General features: G+C 60.1%; 17 protein-coding genes. 5 read left to right on the top strand and 12 right to left on the bottom strand.

The window, feature by feature from the left end:
- Positions 1-190: 190 nt before the first annotated feature.
- From K7B09_RS04335 to grxD, 4 genes are all read right to left on the bottom strand, one after another.
- A complete protein-coding gene (locus tag K7B09_RS04335; protein ID WP_223627144.1) occupies positions 191-3,430 on the bottom strand; it encodes an outer membrane beta-barrel protein in 3,240 nt (1,079 codons plus the stop codon).
- Positions 3,431-3,645: 215 nt separating this feature from the next.
- A complete protein-coding gene (locus tag K7B09_RS04330; RefSeq protein WP_223627142.1) occupies positions 3,646-4,239 on the bottom strand; it encodes a YhgN family NAAT transporter in 594 nt (197 codons plus the stop codon).
- Complete coding sequence (locus tag K7B09_RS04325; protein ID WP_223627140.1) at positions 4,236-4,973, bottom strand: SDR family NAD(P)-dependent oxidoreductase; 738 nt, start codon at positions 4,971-4,973, stop codon at positions 4,236-4,238. Before K7B09_RS04325 ends, K7B09_RS04330 begins: the two co-directional genes overlap by 4 nt.
- On the bottom strand, positions 4,970-5,293 hold the full coding sequence (gene grxD / locus K7B09_RS04320; RefSeq protein ID WP_223627138.1) for a Grx4 family monothiol glutaredoxin: 324 nt from the start codon (positions 5,291-5,293) through the stop codon (positions 4,970-4,972). Before grxD ends, K7B09_RS04325 begins: the two co-directional genes overlap by 4 nt.
- 134 nt (positions 5,294-5,427) lie before the next feature.
- Here grxD and K7B09_RS04315 point away from each other — a divergent pair, with 134 nt between their 5' ends.
- Positions 5,428-6,006: a superoxide dismutase gene (locus K7B09_RS04315; protein ID WP_223627136.1), complete on the top strand. Its 579-nt coding sequence runs from the start codon at positions 5,428-5,430 to the stop codon at positions 6,004-6,006.
- 165 nt (positions 6,007-6,171) lie between these two features.
- Here the strand turns inward: K7B09_RS04315 and K7B09_RS04310 are convergent, their stop codons facing one another.
- Together K7B09_RS04310 and purE are read right to left on the bottom strand one after the other, a co-directional pair.
- A complete protein-coding gene (locus tag K7B09_RS04310) occupies positions 6,172-7,320 on the bottom strand; it encodes a 5-(carboxyamino)imidazole ribonucleotide synthase (protein WP_223627134.1) in 1,149 nt (382 codons plus the stop codon).
- Positions 7,317-7,823 (bottom strand): 5-(carboxyamino)imidazole ribonucleotide mutase, encoded by a 507-nt coding sequence (purE, locus tag K7B09_RS04305; RefSeq protein WP_223627131.1) that lies wholly within the window; start codon positions 7,821-7,823, stop codon positions 7,317-7,319. Before purE ends, K7B09_RS04310 begins: the two co-directional genes overlap by 4 nt.
- Positions 7,824-7,882: 59 nt before the next feature.
- Here purE and K7B09_RS04300 point away from each other — a divergent pair, with 59 nt between their 5' ends.
- The 3 genes from K7B09_RS04300 to K7B09_RS04290 are packed head-to-tail and all read left to right on the top strand — an operon-like array spanning position 7,883 to position 9,364.
- The gene (locus K7B09_RS04300; protein WP_223627129.1) at positions 7,883-8,152 is read left to right on the top strand and encodes a Trm112 family protein; all 270 of its coding nucleotides are present in this window, start codon (positions 7,883-7,885) and stop codon (positions 8,150-8,152) included.
- A complete protein-coding gene (nadC, locus tag K7B09_RS04295; protein ID WP_223627126.1) occupies positions 8,149-9,018 on the top strand; it encodes a carboxylating nicotinate-nucleotide diphosphorylase in 870 nt (289 codons plus the stop codon). Before K7B09_RS04300 ends, nadC begins: the two co-directional genes overlap by 4 nt.
- A gap of 4 nt (positions 9,019-9,022) precedes the next feature.
- Positions 9,023-9,364: a DUF3301 domain-containing protein gene (locus tag K7B09_RS04290; RefSeq protein ID WP_223627124.1), complete on the top strand. Its 342-nt coding sequence runs from the start codon at positions 9,023-9,025 to the stop codon at positions 9,362-9,364.
- Positions 9,365-9,458: 94 nt separating this feature from the next.
- Here K7B09_RS04290 and K7B09_RS04285 read toward each other — a convergent pair whose 3' ends face one another.
- From K7B09_RS04285 to K7B09_RS04260, 6 genes are all read right to left on the bottom strand, one after another.
- Positions 9,459-9,920: a ClpXP protease specificity-enhancing factor gene (locus tag K7B09_RS04285; protein ID WP_317851747.1), complete on the bottom strand. Its 462-nt coding sequence runs from the start codon at positions 9,918-9,920 to the stop codon at positions 9,459-9,461.
- A gap of 12 nt (positions 9,921-9,932) precedes the next feature.
- A complete protein-coding gene (locus K7B09_RS04280; RefSeq protein WP_223627737.1) occupies positions 9,933-10,568 on the bottom strand; it encodes a glutathione S-transferase N-terminal domain-containing protein in 636 nt (211 codons plus the stop codon).
- 119 nt (positions 10,569-10,687) lie between these two features.
- Positions 10,688-11,431, bottom strand: coding sequence for a cytochrome c1 (locus K7B09_RS04275; protein ID WP_223627121.1), 744 nt, complete (start codon positions 11,429-11,431; stop codon positions 10,688-10,690).
- A complete protein-coding gene (locus tag K7B09_RS04270; protein ID WP_223627119.1) occupies positions 11,424-12,707 on the bottom strand; it encodes a cytochrome b in 1,284 nt (427 codons plus the stop codon). The genes K7B09_RS04275 and K7B09_RS04270 overlap by 8 nt, the downstream gene beginning before the upstream one ends.
- A 3-nt stretch (positions 12,708-12,710) precedes the next feature.
- Positions 12,711-13,310: a ubiquinol-cytochrome c reductase iron-sulfur subunit gene (gene petA, locus K7B09_RS04265; protein WP_223627117.1), complete on the bottom strand. Its 600-nt coding sequence runs from the start codon at positions 13,308-13,310 to the stop codon at positions 12,711-12,713.
- Between the two features lie 89 nt (positions 13,311-13,399).
- Complete coding sequence (locus K7B09_RS04260) at positions 13,400-14,380, bottom strand: lytic transglycosylase domain-containing protein (protein ID WP_223627115.1); 981 nt, start codon at positions 14,378-14,380, stop codon at positions 13,400-13,402.
- 138 nt (positions 14,381-14,518) lie between these two features.
- Here K7B09_RS04260 and miaB point away from each other — a divergent pair, with 138 nt between their 5' ends.
- Complete coding sequence (gene miaB, locus K7B09_RS04255) at positions 14,519-15,904, top strand: tRNA (N6-isopentenyl adenosine(37)-C2)-methylthiotransferase MiaB (protein WP_223627113.1); 1,386 nt, start codon at positions 14,519-14,521, stop codon at positions 15,902-15,904.
- The last annotated feature ends 45 nt before the right edge of the window (positions 15,905-15,949 follow it).

The following is a 15,949-nucleotide window of genomic DNA, read 5'->3' as shown; positions in this document are numbered from 1 at the left end:
TTGGCGAATCGCCATCCGAGCAATCTTGCAACAAATGCAGGCCATGACTTCATGATGCGCAATCAGCGGGCAAGAATCTTGCAACGATGCCTGCACCTTGACGCACGACCAGCGGGGATTCGAAGAGAATGCGTGCAAACGCAAACGCCCGGGTTTCCCCGGGCGTTTGGTACCGCAATGGTGCTGAAGATCAGAATTTGTACTTGAAGCCCACCTGCACCGACCACTGCGAGATGCCCTGATCGAAGCCGTCGGCATCGCCGTTGGCAACGGTGGGTGTATCCGCATTGCGGAAGTTGTACACGTACTTGCCGTTGTAAATACCCTGCAGGGTGGCTACGCGGGCATCAGCGAAGAAACCGTAGTCCATGATGTTGCCCCACTTCTTGTTGAGCAGGTTGCCAACGTTCTGGATGTCCACCCAGACTTCCGACTTGTGGCCCTTGAAGAAGCCCGGCAATTCTTGCGATAGGCGCAGGTCAAACGTATTGACCCAACCGGCACGGAAGGCATTGTTGCCCGCCACGGAACCGCGAATCTTGTTCAGATCCTTGTTGCTGCTGAGCCAATCAAAAAACGCTGTTTCCATCGCGGCATCGGCAGTGAATACACCAGCACTGGTCAGGTTTCCGAACAGCACATCCCCCTGACCCTTCGGTACGTAGAACAGGTCGTTTGCGGTACGCGTGTCGCCGTTGGCGTCATTGACATAGACGTAGCTGAACGGACGGCCGCTACGACCTTCGTAGACCAAACCTGCACGGGTCTCGTAATCGCCAAAGAACTTGTGCTTCCAGTTCAAACTGCCGCTGAAACGGTCCTTGATCTGGTAGCGCGCGGTAGTGGCCACATCTTCGTTGGCATTGAAGCCGTACTGGTAGCCCCAGCCCGAACTGGCGGTGGAGCTGGTCAACGGGCCAACTTCAGTCGCATGGGTATAGGTGTAGCCGATATTCCAATACCAATCGCTGTTGCGGCTCCACGGCTTGCTCAGGCTGACCGTCAACTGTTGCGTGCCGCCCTTGTCGGTATTGTCGATCAAGAATACGTTGTTATAGGCAGTATTGCGGCCATAGCGTGCATCGCCAGATGCCCACGCCTTGCCGGTCTTGGTGGGGTTCCAATACAGCTCACGACCATCCGGGCCCAGATAGGCATAGGCCGGATCTTCGCCCGGGGTATTGATCTTGCCGATACCCAAGCTCTTGTAGAACAAGCCGTGGTTGACCTTGGTGACCATCAACTCTGCCGAGAACACGGTATCCATCCAACCGGTTTCGGTATCGAACGCCAGGTTTGCCTTCCAGATGGACGGCAATTTGAAATCATTGCCAACAAAGTTGACGTTCTGTGCACCTGCGCTGCCGCCACCCGGCGGCACCGTTTGATGCAAGCCATCCGGGTTGAACGGGAACAGTGCGTTGTAACTGGTGAAGTTGTAAGAGGTGTAGTTGAAACCGGTGGTGTTGAAACTATTGCCAATCCACACCTGCGGCGCATCGCCCTGGAACAGACCCACACCGCCGCGCAACTGCATCTGGCGGTCGCTGTCGAAGGTGTAGTTGAAGCCGAAGCGCGGCTGGATCAGGAAACCGCCACCGAACACCTTGCTGTTGTCGTAGCCAAAGTAGGTCGACGCCGCCTGATTGTAAGCCGGTGCAGGAGTTGCGGTTGGTTTGTCACCACGCAGGCCGAAGGTCAGGGTCAGGTTGCTGTTGACATACCAAGTATCCTGCACGAACAAACCAAGGTTCTTGCTGTGGTAATTCACGGCAATCGAACCCGGCGCAGTTTCTGCACTGTAGTTGTAGCTGCTGTATTTGCCGGCAGCAAAATTGTTCAGGCCCCAGAAGGTATAAGTGCCCCAGGAATTGGCGCCGAAATAGTTGTAAACCTGATTGTCGCTATAGTTGACGCCAAACTTCAGGTTGTGATCACCCATCGTCAACGCACCCGACCCGTAATAATCCCAGGTCTTGGTAATCAGCGAGTTGCCTTGGGTATTGGCTTCGGTACCCAGATAGATCGAATCGCCACTCGGGTTGGCTTCGGTGCCACCAAAATAGATGCGGATGCTAGGAGCTGTGCTGTCGGTAACACGCAAAGCCGAGTAATCACGGTAGGACACCTTGAATTCAGTACTGAAATTTTCAGTCCAATCACTGAACACCTGTCCGACCCAGCTTTCCACTGATTTCTGGTGGGTATACCAGTACGAGCTCAGCGAGACACCGCTGCTGCTCATGCCCTGTACACGCAACTTGTTCTGCTCCAACTTGCTGTAGCGCAGGCTGGCGCGGTGGTTGTCATTGATGTTCCAGTCCAACTTCAGCGCATACTCTTCAAGGTCGGTATTCGCATTGCTGCTTAGGCCACCGGCGTTAATACCAAACCCCTGCGCAATACTCTGTGCGCGCTGGATATCGGCATCTTGAATGACATGCCCAGTCTTGCCGAGGGCGGTAGTGGAAAGATCCGTACCCGGGGCCTTCTGTTCAAATTTTTCGTAATTGGCAAAGAAGAACAGCTTGTCCTTCACGATCGGGCCACCCAGCGTGAAGCCATAGGTGCTTTCACTGTCGAAACCCGCAAACTTCTGGCCCAACGGATTCTTGCCGAACCAGCCATTGTCACGATAGGTGCCATACAACGAGCCGTGGAAATCATTGGTGCCCGATTTGGTCACCGCGTTGACGGTGGCGCCGGATGCCGAGGGCGAGCTGACGTCGTAGCCAGACAATTTGATGTCGATCGCTTCGATGGCTTCCATCGACACCGGCTGGCGACGCGTCGGCATGTTGTTGCCTTCCAGGCCAAACGTATCACTGGCCGATACGCCGTCAATCGAAATGGCGTTGTATCGCGGATTCTGACCACCCGCAGAAATCGTGCCTTCGGCGCGGCTGACGAAAGCCACGCGAGGGTCCAAGCGCATGAAGTCCTGGATGTTGCCACCGATCGAGGGCAGCGCCTCGATGGTGGTGCGGTCGATATTCGTGCCCGAACCCATCTTGGTGGCGCTGAATATTTCAGATCCACCCGAGACACCCACTACCTGCACGCTATCCAAGTTGGTGACATTGGTATTCAGTTCGGCATTGATAGTGTTGACCTGATTCAGGCCCAGATACACATTGTCCTGCGTCTTGCTGCCATCACCCGACTTGGTAATGACGATGGTGTACGGACCACCCACGCGCAAACCACGGGCGTTGTAGCGGCCGCTGGCATCGGTGGTGACGCGACTGACGGTGCCCGATTCGACATGGGTGATGGTGACCTCGGCGCCAGCCACTGGCTGTCCATTGTTCCCGGTGACTTGACCACCAACACCGGCGGAGGTGCTCTGGGCGAACACGGGAGCTGCAGCAAGGGCAACGACCAGACCCAGCGCCAGTTTGGACAGACGCGCGTGGTTCGGATGCTTCATGAGATGACCTCTTTATGAATGAATATAGTGACGGGCTTGCGATGGCGATAGCCAACAAGCCCGCTCTGCAACGGTTGTCGGCGCTTTATGTGGGGTTCCCGCTGCCATACCCCAGCGAACGGGATCACCAAAGTTTAACACGGTAACCGCGCCAGATGACGCTGCGATGACCATCCCGTGACCGCCTTCGCACTGCGCCAAGTCCTTGTTGCCATTCAGGTTACTGGGTGCAAATAGCTGCTGATGCCATCCAGCAACATCTGTACGGAAATGGCCACGATCACCATCCCCATCAACCGTTCCAGCGCGGTGAGGGCGCGCATGCCCAACCACTTTTTCAGCCATGTGGCGCAGAACAGGATCACCGCTGTGGCACCCCAAGCCAGGGTCAGCGCCAGCATCCAGTCACCCATGCGATCCGGCTGCTGACTGCCCAGCAGCATCACGGCGGCCATCCCCGAGGGACCTGCGATCATCGGAATAGCCAGTGGCACGATAAACGGCTCGCCACCGGGGACATCGCCCATCACCCCTTCGGCGGTGGGGAAAATCATGCGCAGGCCGATCAGGAACAACACGATACCGCCGGCAATCGATACCGACTCTTGCTTCAAATGCATCAATTCAAGTGCGTATTGACCGCCCCACAGGAACAGCATCAGCACGCCCAGCGCAATCAGCAATTCCCGCACCAGTACCTTGCGCTGCCGCTGCGGTGGCAGTTCTTTCAGCAAACTCAGGAACACCGGGATATTGCCCAGCGGGTCGAGGATGAAGAACAACAACAAGGCGGCTGCAGTAATCGTCATGCGCTTGACTCAGGTCCGGCGTACTGGATCTTGCCACGCCACCCCGCAGCTTCGGATGACAGCAGCGTCACGCAGGCCTGGGCATAGTCTGCGGCCGCGCGCGCGTTCAAGTCGTTATTGGCCTGATACGCCTTGCCACGCAACTGGGTGCGCATCGGGCCGGGGCAATAACCGCTGATGCGCGGGCCGTGTTCGCCCAGCTCGGCTTGCAACATCGCAATCATCGCGGCCTGCCCGGCCTGGGCGATGCCATAGCCACCCCAGAACGCGCCACTGCTGCGTGCGGGATCATCCAGCACACACACCACGGCAGCGGCGTCAGACTTTGCCAATAATGGCAAGCAGGCTTGGGTCAACCACCAACGTGCGGTCAAATCGACATGCACCGCACGCGCAAAATCTGCCGGATCGGTATGCGCCAGCGGGGTCAGTCCTTTGAATTCTGCTGCGCAGTGCAACAGGCCATCGAGTTTGCCGAATTCGTCGTCGATGGCCTGCGCCAGCTGGTCGTAATCGTCCGGTGCTGCGCCCTCCAAATCCAGGGGATACAAGATCGGCTCTGGCCCCTCCGCCTTGACCGCGTCATACACGCGGTTGAGCGCTGCCACTTTGCGCCCCAGCAGGATGACGGTTGCGCCGGCCTGCGCACAGGCCACCGCCGCCGCCGAACCCAAGCCACCGGCAGCACCCGTGATCAGCACGGTTCGATCTTGCAACACCGGCTGCATGCTCATGCCTTCTGCGCGTCAGCCACCAGCCGCGCCAGCTCGCCGGATTCGGCCAACTCCACGGTGATGTCGCAGCCGCCAATCAGCTCGCCGTGAATGAACAATTGCGGGAAGGTGGGCCAATCGGAATAACGCGGCAAATTGGCGCGAATTTCCGGCTCATCCAGCACGTTCACGGTGTGCAAATGATCGGCACCCGCCGCCTGCAGCGCCTGCACGGCGCGGCTGGAGAAGCCGCACATCGGGTACTGCACGGTGCCCTTCATGAACAACACGATAGGATGCCCTTCGATCTCGGCACGGATGCGCTCTTCCACGGATGACATTGAACAAACTCCTGCAACAGTGTGGCCTGCGCGCTTCACGGTGCAACAACGCGCCGGGCAGATACAATTGCTTATTGTAATTCGTCGCGCGCCGCCCAGGCCGCATTCGCGTTTCACACCGACAGGAGTCCATCGTGGCTATCGAACTGCCCGCCCTTCCCTACGACCGCACCGCGCTTGAACCGCATATCTCGGCCGAAACCATCGACTTCCACTACGGCAAGCATCATCAGGCCTATGTCACCAATCTCAACGGCATGATTGCCGGCACCGAGTTTGAACACGCCTCGCTAGAAGAGATCATCCGGAAGTCGCAAGGTGGCATGTTCAACAACGCCGCCCAGGTGTGGAACCACAGCTTTTATTGGAATTGCCTGAAGCCCAATGGCGGCGGCGCGCCCAGCGGCAAGTTGGGCGAGGCCATCAATGCCGCATTTGGCAGCTTCGACGCATTCAAGGAAGCATTCACCAAAACCGCCGTCACCACCTTTGGTTCGGGCTGGGCCTGGCTGGTGCAGCGCACCGATGGCAGCCTGGCCTTGGTCAGCACGCCCAATGCCGCCACCCCGTTGACCGGCGAAGACACTCCGCTGCTGACCTGCGATGTGTGGGAGCACGCCTACTACATCGACTACCGCAATGCCCGCCCGAAGTATGTGGAAGCATTCTGGAGCTTGGTGAACTGGGATTTCGTGGCAGCACAGATGAAGTAATTCGCACACAGGTGCAATACGAAAACGGCCGGAGTGATCCGGCCGTTTTTTTTTCGATGCCACTTCCTTGCGATGCCTCCTGAGCCATGACTCCTACCGTCGGGTGTTCGCTTCGCGGCTCGAAATGCCGCTATGCGAATCACCTGACGGGGCACCAGCGCGCGATCAGCCAGCGCTCTCCAAGGCCCGCACCACCGGCGCCACTTGCCCCTGCAGGCCCAGCGCCTCGCCCACACGCTGCAAAGCGTCGGCCAATTCCTTGCGGGAGTCCGCACGCAGTGTTGCGTGCCCAACCTTGCGACCCGCGCGCGGCTGTTTGCCGTAGTCGTGCCAATGGCCGCCAGCTTCGGCCAAGACTGCGCCTGCGTCCGGCATCTGCCCCAGCCAGTTGAGCATGCACGCCGTCCCGATCATGCGGGTGCTGCCCAGTGGCAGGCCCAGCACGGCGCGCAGATGATTCTGGAACTGGCTGGTCTCGCTGCCCTCGATCGTCCAATGGCCGGAATTGTGCACGCGTGGGGCCATTTCGTTGGCCAATAATTCACCATCGCGACAGAATAACTCCAACGCGAATACACCCACGTAATCGAGTGCTTCCGCCAATGCCTGCGCATACCCCAGCGCGGTATCGCGCAAGGCATCTTCCACCTGCGCCGGGGCCAAGCTGGCCGACAGCACACCATCGACATGCCAGTTTTCAGTCAATGGCCATGCGCGGAATTCGCCATCGCGCCCGCGCACCGCGACCACCGAAAGTTCGCGCTGGAAGGCCACGAAGCCTTCCAAAATCAACCCGACGTGACCGGCCTGCGCGCCCAGTGCGGCCCATGCTGCATCCACATCGGCAGGGGTTTTGATGCGGAACTGACCCTTGCCGTCGTAGCCCAATCGACGGGTTTTAAGGATGCAGGGGGTGCCGATGCCCTGCACTGCCGCTTGCAATTCGGCAAGGGTGCCGATGGCGGCAAACGGCGGTACCGGGATACCCAATTCGCGGAACAACGTTTTTTCGGCCAAGCGATCCTGTGCGGTCGCCAATGCACGCGGGCCCGGGAATACCGGCACGCGCTCGGTCAACCACTGCGCCGACTGCGCCGGCACGTTTTCGAAGTCGAAGGTGGCCACATCCACCTGCGACGCAAACTGCGCCAGTGCGGATGGATCGGTGTAATCGCCCACCACCATCGGCGCAAATTGCCCGGCGCAGGCATCCGTCACGGTGTCGAGCACCAAAAAGCGCAGGCCCAATGGCGCGCCGGCCAGCGCCATCATGCGTGCCAATTGGCCGCCGCCCAAAATGCCTACCGTGCTCATGTGCGGGGGTCGTCGTGGGCGATGACATCGCTGGTTTGCTTGGTGCGAAATGCCACCAGTGCCGCGCCAACCGCAGGCACTTCACGGGCCAGCATGGCGGCGGCAAACAGTGCGGCATTGGCGGCACCGGCATTGCCAATGGCAAATGTCGCCACCGGGATACCCGCCGGCATCTGCACGATGGACAGCAACGAATCCATCCCGTTCAGCGCTTTACTTTGCACCGGCACACCGAGCACGGGCAGCGCGGTTTTCGATGCCAGCATGCCTGGCAGATGCGCGGCCCCGCCGGCACCGGCAATGATGGCGCGCAGGCCGCGCTCTGCGGCAGTTTCGGCATACGAAAACAGCACATCCGGGGTGCGATGCGCTGATACCACGCGCACCTCAAACGGCACACCCAATGCCTCTAATTTCGAGGCGGCGTGCTGCATGGTCTCCCAATCGGAGCGCGAACCCATGACGATGCCGACCAACGGGGCGGCGGAATTGGTACCTGACATCACAATCCCCAGTCGCTAAAGACGTATTCTAACGGCCCCCGTTCCTTGTTGCCTGCCCGATGGATCGCAAGTTGCTCGATATTCTTGTCTGCCCCACCACCCGCCAGCCATTGGCACTGCTGGACAACGCCGGGCTGGACAGCCTGAACCGTGCGATCGCCACGGGCACACTCAAGCGTGGCGATGGTGGGACGCAAACGGATGCCCTGCGCGAGGCGTTGATCACCCGCGACCGCAAGACGGTGTACCGCATCGACGATGGCATCCCCGTGTTACTGGCCGAAGACAGCTTGGCCACCGCGCAAGCCGAAGGCTTTCCGGGCGCATGAGTGTGGATGCGGCGATGCTGGCAGACGCCATTGCCGCCAATGTCGCGGCGGCACTGGCCGAGGACATCGGCCCTGGCGATGCCACCGCATCGTTATTGGACGATGGGCCTGAGCGGGCGTATTTGCTGTGCAAGGAAGCGTGCGTGCTGGCGGGACAGCCGTGGTTTGACGCCACCCATCGCGCCCTCGACCCCGCTGTGCGCATTGATTGGCATTGCGCCGAAGGCGCGCGTCTGGCCAAAGGCACGCTCATCGCCACTTTGCACGGCCGCAGCCGCGCCTTGGTCAGCGCCGAACGCACGTCGCTCAACTTCCTGCAAACCCTGTCGGGCACTGCCACCGTCACCGCGCAATATGTGGATGCCGTGCGCGGTACCGGCACCCGGATTTTGGACACTCGCAAAACCCTGCCCGGCCTGCGGGTGGCACAAAAATACGCGGTGGCCATTGGCGGCGGCGTCAATCACCGGCTGGCGCTGTTTGATGCGCTGATGCTGAAGGAAAACCATATCCGTGCGTTCGGATCGGTGACTGCCGCCATCCAGCGTGCGCGCAGCTTGCACCCGGCGCTGCCGCTGATTGTGGAAGTGGAAACCCTGGGCGAGCTGCGGCAAGCTCTGCAAACCGGCTGCACGCGGATCCTGATTGACGATTTCGATGCCGACACCCGCCGCGAAGCGGTACGCATTGCCAAAGCTGCACCGTATTTCGGCAATATCCCGCTGGAAGTCTCCGGCGGGGTGGATGTCACCACCTTGCGCAGCATTGCCGACGACGGGGTCGATTGCATTTCGATTGGTGCATTGACCAAGCATCTGCACGCCATCGACTTTTCATTGAAACTGGGGCCACCGCCCTCATCTTGACCCGATGCCTACCCTGCTCATCCTGCTGATTGTTGGCGGTGCCGGTTTTTTCTTCTTCACCGCCGCCCGCGCCGCTGCCGAACGTGCCACCGAAGTGGGCCACGACGCCTGCCAGGCCGCCGGGGTACAGTGGCTGGATCAATCCGTGCACGCCATCGGCATGCGCTTACGCCGCAAGGACAACGGCTGGTTGGGGCTGGAGCGCAGCTTTCGTTTCGAGTATTCGGAAGATGGCGAAAACCGGCATATTGGCCGGATCGTGCTGTTGGGCGACAAGCTGGTGGGATTCAGTGGGCCCAGCCGTGCGGCACAGGCGGTGGTGCGCAGCATCCCGAACGGGGGATAGCAGCCTCTCCCCAAAGGGGCGACTGTTGGCCCGCCCAAGCCTGTCGCGTGCAGGGCACGCTCCCACAAACATCCATCGCACGCATGGCGTGCCCTTACTTGATGATACGCAGGTGGTTGCCGCGTTTGGGGGGCTGTGGGTGCGGGGGATCGTCCACCTGCTCGGCTGATGTCTGTTGCGGCGTTTCTTCGCTGCTGCCGGGGTTCTGTGCAGTATCGAGATGCGGCTCTTCCGGCATGCCCATGCCTTGCCCTGTTTCACGTGCATAGATGGCGATGATCGCGGTCAGGGGAACCACTACGGATTGGCTCACCCCGCCGAAGCGTGCGGAAAACCGGATCGCGTCATCCCCCATTTCCAGCCGTGACACTGCGCGGTCGGCAATATTGAGCACCACCTGGCCATCTTTGATCGTATGTGGTGGCACACGCACACCAGCACTGCGCGCATTGACCAACACATGCGGAGTCATGCCGTTATCGGCAATCCATTCATAAATGGCCCGCAAGAGGTACGGGCGTTGGCTGGTCATGACGGGCAGGTGCAGTTCGGACATTGGAGCGCAAACTTACAAGGGCACTTCGCGCAGCTTCTTTTCCTGTTCAGTCAAGCTGCGCACAAAGCCGGGGTTGCGGAAGATGCGATTGCCGTAATCCTCGATGACCTTGCCATCTTTGGGCAACGGCACACCCAAGGCCTCCAGCCGCCAGATGATCGGGGCCATTGCACAATCGGCCAAGCTCATTTCCGGATTGAGGAAGAACTTGTAGGCCTTGAACAGTGGCAATGACTGCGCCAGCAGCTCCTTCAAACGCTTGCGCCCTGCATCGGCCTGTTGCTTGTTGCCCAGCTGGATTGCCTGCACCTGCGGCACCCAATCGTGCTCGATGCGCAGCATGGCTAACCGCAAACGCGCACGTGCCAGCGGTTCTACCGGCATTAGCGGTGGATGCGGGTAACGCTCATCCAGGTATTCGCTGACCACGCTGGCGGCATACAGCACCAGATCGCGCTCGACCAAGGTCGGCACCGAGTGGTACGGGTTGAGATCGATCAGATCTTCGGGCGGGCTTTGTGGATCGACCGGGATCAGATCATAGGTCACACCCTTGGCGGCCAGCACCAAGCGTACGCGGTGGCAAAGGACATCATCCACCGAAGAAAACAGGGTCAGGGCATTACGCATGCGCGGACTCACAGCCATCATCAGAACCACTCCCCACGTCCGATAGTACTACCGGACGCACCTGCGCCGCCCGCACGATACGGGCGGCAGTCAAGCGTCGTTCCACTGCGACGGGCATCCGTGCCGTAGTTGCCGCGTCAGTGAACGTCCCGCCAATATTCATGCTTCAACAACCATGCCATGAAGGCAAAGAACACCAAGAACAAGATCGCCCACACCCCCACATTCTGGCGCTTCAACGCCGCTGGCTCACCCACGTACTCCAGGAACGCGGTGATGTCACGCACGGTCTGGTCAAATTGCTGGGCATTCTGGCGGCCAGGCTGGCTGATGGTGAAACCTTCCACCGGCAAGTCGCCAGTGGCGGTCTTCTTGCCATACACCGGCTGTTGCACGCCCTGCAATTCCCATAACGGGTTGGGCATCGATGCGTTCGGGAACAGGGTGTTGTTCCAGCCTACCGGGCGGCTTTCGTCCAGATAGAACGATTTCAGGTAGGTGTAGATCCAGTCGCTACCGCGCACCCGGGCAATCACCGACAGATCCGGTGGTGCTTTGCCGAATGCCGACTTGGCCAGCTCTGCCGGCATCGCCGCCATCACGTGGTCACCGATTTTGCCGCCACTGAAATTCAGGTTCTGCATCACCTGGTCTTCGGTCAAGCCAAGATCTTCGCCAATACGCGCATAACGCATGTATTTCAGCGAGTGGCAACCGCTGCAGTAGTTCATGAAAGCGGCGGAGCCACGTTGCAACGAGGCTTTGTCGGTCAGGTCGGTACCCGACTGCTGCAGGTTGCCGCCTTCATTGGCGAAGGCAGTGACGGACAGCAACAGGCCAGCAGCAAACACCGCCGCACGGGACAGGAAATTCTTAGTCATGCATCGTCACCCGATCCGGCACCGGCTTGGTCTTGTCCAGCTTGGACCAGACCGGCATGGTGATGAAGAAAGCGAAATAAAGGAAGGTCAACACGCGGCCAATGATGGCTTCAACCGGATCCGTACCCGGGCCGGCACCGATCTTGGCCAGCCACAGGAAGCAGAACGCGAACATCAGCAGCATCACCCAGCTCAGTGGGCCACGGTAGCGATAGGACTTGACCGCAGACTTGTCCAGCCACGGCACCAGGAACAGCATGACGATGGCACCAAACATCACCAACACGCCCCATAGCTTGATCCCGAAGAACGAGGGAATCACGCGCAACATGGCGTAGTACGGAGTGAAGTACCACACCGGCTTGATGTGTGCCGGCGTCACCAGCGGGTTGGCCTCGGTGAAGTTGTCGTGCTCGAGGAACCAGCCACCGAAAGTGGGCGCAAAGAAGATGATGAAAGCCGCGATGATCAGGAAGCAACCGACATAGAAGGTGTCCTTGACCGTGAAATACGGGTGGAACGGAATGCCGTCTGCCGGTGCGGTAGGCGACCAGCGGTTGCCCTTCGGACCCTTCTTGATTTCCACGCCATCGGGGTTGTTGGAGCCCACTTCATGCAGCGCGAAGATGTGCAGCACCACCAGCAACAGCAGCACCAGCGGCATCGCAATCACGTGCAGCGCGAAGAAGCGGTTCAAGGTGGCATCGCCCGGATTGAAGTCACCCATGATCCACTCGGTCAGGCCGCCGCCGATGACCGGGATCGCGCCGAATAGCGAGATAATCACCTTGGCACCCCAGTACGACATCTGGCCCCACGGCAACACGTAGCCCATGAAGGCTTCTGCCATCAGCACCAGATAGATCACCATGCCCAGCAACCACACCAGTTCACGTGGTTTCTTGTAGCTGCCGTACATCAGCCCGCGGAACATGTGCAGGTAGATGACGATGAAGAACAGCGATGCACCGGTGCTGTGCATGTAGCGAATCAGCCAGCCCCAATCGACATCACGCATGATGTACTCGACCGAACCAAACGCTTCGGCCGCGCTGGGCTTGAAGTGCATGGTCAGGAAAATACCGGTGACGATCTGGTTGACCAACACCACCATCGACAACACACCGAAGATGTACCAGATATTGAAGTTCTTCGGCGCGTAATACTCGCTCATGTGCTTGCGATACACCGGCATCATGCCGGGCGCACGCTCATTGACCCAATCCATCACGCCGTTGGCGGCGTTGCAGGCGGTTTGCACGATCTTGTTCGTCATGGCTTACGCGGCTCCCTTCGGATCGACACCAATGACCAAGGTGTTGTCGTTTTCGAAGTGGTACGGCGGCACCGGCAGGTTGGCAGGTGCCGGCTGTGCCTTCAACACGCGCCCGGCAAGGTCATAGCGCGACTTGTGGCAGGGGCAGAAATAGCCGCCCTTCCAATTCGGATCGAACGGCTCGGGCTTCACTTCCGGCAAGAACTCCGGCGCGCAGCCCAAATGGGTGCACACGCCCACCAACACCGAAATTTCCGGCTTGATCGAACGCGTGGGGTTTTGTGCGTACTTGGGTTGCTGGTCGGCATTGGTCGAATTGGGATCGGCCAAGGTGGGATCCAGCGACTTCATCACCTCCAGCATCGCTTTGCTGCGCTTGGCGATGTAGATCGGCTGACCACGCCAGTTGATCACCATCTGCTGGCCTTCGACCAACGCACTGATGTCCTGGGTGACAGGTGCACCCGCGAAGCGCGCACGCGCACTCGGGCTCCACGACTTGATGAACGGCACTGCCGCAAATCCGGCACCCACCGCACCCACCACCGCAGTCGTCGCGGTGAGGAATCGGCGTCTGCCGACATTGACCTCTTCGTTGGCCATCCCGCACTCCGTTAGAAATCTGGACACACATTGCAGCTGCCGGCTGGGTGCCGATCGACCGCAAAAGACAGGGAAGTGTAACGGAAGCCTTAACGCGCAGACAATCCGCCTTGACTTGGCGAGGCCACCGGGTTCAATCCGCTCCGATACCGTTCCGCCAATACCGCAACCCGCTGCACATACCGCTGGGTCTCGCTGTACGGCGGCACGCCCCCGTACTTGTCCACCGCCCCTTCGCCGGCGTTGTAGCCGGCGGCAGCCAGGGTCAGATTGCCATTGAAACGCTTGAGCAGCCACGCCAAGTACTGCACACCACCCTGAATGTTCTGGCCGGCGTTGAACGCATCCAGCACCCCAAACCGGCGCGCGGTGCCTGGCATCAGCTGCATCAACCCCTGCGCGCCCACGCGCGACAAGGCATTTGGATTGAACGCGGATTCCGCGTGAATAATCGCGCGCACGATGGCCTCGTCCACCCCGTGTTCGCGCGCCGCCGCCCGAATTTCATCCTGATAGGCCGTGGTATTCAGGCGCAGACTGCGGAAATTCAGGCCCGGCAACACACCGCAGGCATAACAGGTTTCCATGTAGCTGTACTGGATGGTGCGCACCGAGGCTGCAGCCAGGCCGGCAGGGCGCACACTGCTGTAATTGCGCACGCCGTCCTTGCCGACATAGGCATACACCTGGCCACGAATCAGCCGGGGTGCGGTAGGGGCGGGAGCCGGCGCTGCAGCTACGGTGGCCATTGGCGCGGTCAATACCGGCAAGGCGGCTGCAGGTTTGCGATCCGCCGGGAATGCCAGAGCTGGCGGCACGCCCGCGGATGTGACAGGTGCCGCTGCATGCACCGCTGCGGTACTCACCACAGGTTGCGGCTTGGATTTGGGCTTGCGTACCACCAACGTTCGATTCGGGAAGTTGCCAATCAAGCTGCAGCGGGCACCGGGCACGCGTTTGCTCACATAACTGGTAGTGCCGTCATCCAAGTTGCAGCGGTACACCCTGCCGGCCAGCGCAGGGCCGGCCAACAGGCAAAGCGACAACACAATGACAGCCTTCCCCTTCATGGCCGGCAGTTTTGCGCTATCTCGCCACATTGGCAAGCCCTTGATTTTTCAGCGCCTTGCCAATCCGGGCGCGCGTCAGCCGTTAGAATGGCGGTTTTCCACCCGGCCCGGACTCACCACCGCGCCCCGGAGTTCATCATGACCGATCTGCACCCCCTGCCCGCACTGCCCGTTGCCCGCCCTGCACGCCCGGGCGCCAAGAAATTCCACATCCAGACCCACGGCTGCCAGATGAACGAGTACGACTCGGCGCGGATGGCCGATCTGCTGACTGTGCAGGAAGGGATGGAAATGACGGAGAACGCGGACGAAGCCGACGTCATCCTGATCAATACCTGCTCGATCCGCGAAAAAGCGCAGGAAAAGGTATTCAGCCAGCTGGGCCGCTGGAAGAGCTTCAAGCAAGGCGAACGCCCGGTGATCATTGGCGTGGCCGGCTGCGTGGCTTCGCAGGAAGGTGCCGCAATCCTGGACCGTGCGCCATACGTGGACTTGGTGTTTGGCCCGCAAACCCTGCACCGCTTGCCGGAAATGATTGCGCAGCGGCAAACCAGCGGCCAGCCGCAGGTGGACATCAGTTTTCCGGAGATCGAGAAGTTCGACCGCCTGCCGGAGCCCCGCGCCGATGGCCCCACCGCCTTTGTTTCGATCATGGAAGGCTGCTCGAAATATTGTTCGTACTGCGTGGTGCCCTACACCCGTGGCGAGGAAATCAGCCGCCCGTTCGAAAGCGTGCTGACCGAAGTGGCCGAGCTGGCCGCGCAGGGCGTGCGCGAAGTCAACTTGCTGGGCCAGAACGTCAATGCCTACCGCGGCCCATTGGGCGATACGGGTGAAACCGCCGATCTGGGCTTGCTGATCCGCGCCATTGCCGAAATCGAGGGCATTGGCCGTATCCGTTTCACCACCTCGCACCCGTTGGAGTTCTCCGATTCGCTGATCGAGGCCTACCGCGACGTGCCCAAGCTGGCCAACTATCTGCATCTGCCAGTACAAGCCGGCAGCGACCGCATTTTGTCGGCGATGAAGCGCGGCTACACGGCGCTGGAGTTCAAGCAGAAAATCCGCAAATTGCGTGCGGTGCGGCCCGATATTTCGGTGTCGTCCGACTTCATTGTCGGGTTTCCGGGCGAGACCGATGCCGATTTCGAAAAAACCATGAAGTTGATCGAGGACGTGGGCTTCGACCAGAGTTTTTCCTTCATTTACTCACGCCGTCCCGGCACCCCGGCCTCCGACCTGGAAGACACCACCAGCAGCGAACAAAAACACGCACGCCTGGACCGTCTGCAAAAGCACATCAGCGCGCATGCCGCCACCATTTCGCAAGCGATGGTCGGCAGCGTGCAGACGGTGTTGGTGGAAGGCCCGTCGCGCAAAGACCCGAATGAATTGACCGGTAAAACCGAGAACATGCGCCCGGTGAATTTTGCTGCACCCAAGCGACTGATCGGGCAATTCGTGGATGTGGAGATCACCCAAGCGATGCCCAATTCGCTGCGTGGACGGGTACTGCTGCGGTAACGCCCCCGCCCGCTGCGACCCTCGTTTGCGACCAGTGGCCGGCAG

Origin of the sequence: Thermomonas beijingensis, from assembly GCF_020034655.1 — a bacterium.
Lineage (GTDB): Bacteria > Pseudomonadota > Gammaproteobacteria > Xanthomonadales > Xanthomonadaceae > Thermomonas > Thermomonas beijingensis.
Note: the sequence above shows the minus strand (reverse complement) of the source record. Positions and strands in the feature narration are given on the sequence as shown.